Origin of the sequence: Microbacterium sp. HMWF026, assembly GCF_003061325.1 — a bacterium.
Classification (GTDB): Bacteria; Actinomycetota; Actinomycetes; order Actinomycetales; family Microbacteriaceae; genus Microbacterium; species Microbacterium testaceum_E.
In genome coordinates this window covers 1-1,312 of record NZ_QAJB01000450.1, presented here as the reverse complement: position 1 = coordinate 1,312, position 1,312 = coordinate 1, and the positions used below count along the sequence as shown (strand labels likewise).

General features: G+C 75.1%; 1 protein-coding gene. It reads left to right on the top strand.

The window, feature by feature from the left end:
• Nucleotides 1-1,257 (top strand): S8 family serine peptidase (locus DBR36_RS16320; RefSeq protein ID WP_181373651.1); only part of this gene is annotated, 1,257 nt, incomplete at its 5' end.
• Nucleotides 1,258-1,312 lie beyond the last annotated feature (55 nt).

Genomic DNA, 1,312 nt, shown 5'->3' with positions numbered 1-1,312 from the left:
ACGCCGCTCCCCGCCGAGGCGGTGAGGCCGGCATCCGGGATCCGCTCCGCGACGAGCGAGCAGTGCACGGCCGACACGAAAGTGACCCAGACCCCGCCCGCGCTCGAGACGCTGCAGAGCGACGCGGCGTGGGCTCTCACCCGCGGGGCGGGGGTGACCGTCGCCGTCGTCGACTCCGGGATCGCGGCGAACCCGCACCTGGACGCGGTCGTGGTGCCCGGGGTCAACCTGGTGCCCGACGGCACCGACGGCTCAGGACGCACCGACCAGTACGGCCACGGCACCGTCATCGCCGGGCAGATCGCCGCCCAGACAATCACCGGCTCGGGCGTGCAAGGGCTCGCCCCGGCGGCGAAGATCCTGCCGATCCGCGTCTACGCGGACGTGTCCGACCAGGTGCGCGAAGCCGGGTTCGGACCGAACACCGCGCGGATGGCCGAGGGCATCCGCGCGGCCGCCGACCGCGGCGCGCAGATCATCAACGTCTCGATGAGCACGACCGAGAAGAACGGCGCCCTCGCCGACGCCGTCGCCTACGCCGCTGAGCGCGGCAGTCTCGTGGTCGCCAGCGCGGGCAACCGCGACTCCGACGCCGCCGTCGAGATCGACGAGAACGACGGGCCGCGTTACCCGGCCGGGTTCTCGGGCGCGATCGGCGTCGCCGCGACCGGCACCGAGGGCACGGTCACGCAGGCCAGCATCCACGGCGCGCACGTGCGCCTGGCCGCGCCGGGTCAGCAGATCGCCTCGACCTGGCCGCTGGGCGGGGACTGCGTCGTCGCGGCGAACGAACCCGCCACCAGCTACGCGGCGGCCTACGTCTCGGCCGCGGCAGCTCTGGTGGCATCCGCTCATCCCGACGAGACTCCCGCGCAGTGGGCGTACCGGCTCGAGGCGACCGCCGTGCGCGCGCAGCCGGACGCGCGCTCGAACACCTCGGGCTGGGGCGTCGTGCAGCCCTACGATGCGATCGTGCTCGTCCCCGGGGCGGGACTGCGGGGCCCGCAGAGCCCCTTCGCGACCAGCACGCCCACCGCGACGCCGACGGCCACGCCCGGAGCCGTCGCCGTCGTGATCGGACCGGGACCGGATGCCGAGGCCATCCTCACCGCGACCGGCATCGGCCTCGCGGGTCTCGTGGCGCTGGGTGGGATCGGCGTCCTCGCCGTGTACATCAGCCGCCGGCGCGAAGAGACGTCGCCGCGACGCCAGCCGCCGACCGGGCGCGGGCTGTACGGTCGCGAAGCGGGCGAGTAGCGCGGGCGGGGGCTCGCGGGGGTCCTGTCGCACAGGCACGTAGGGCGCACGGGGG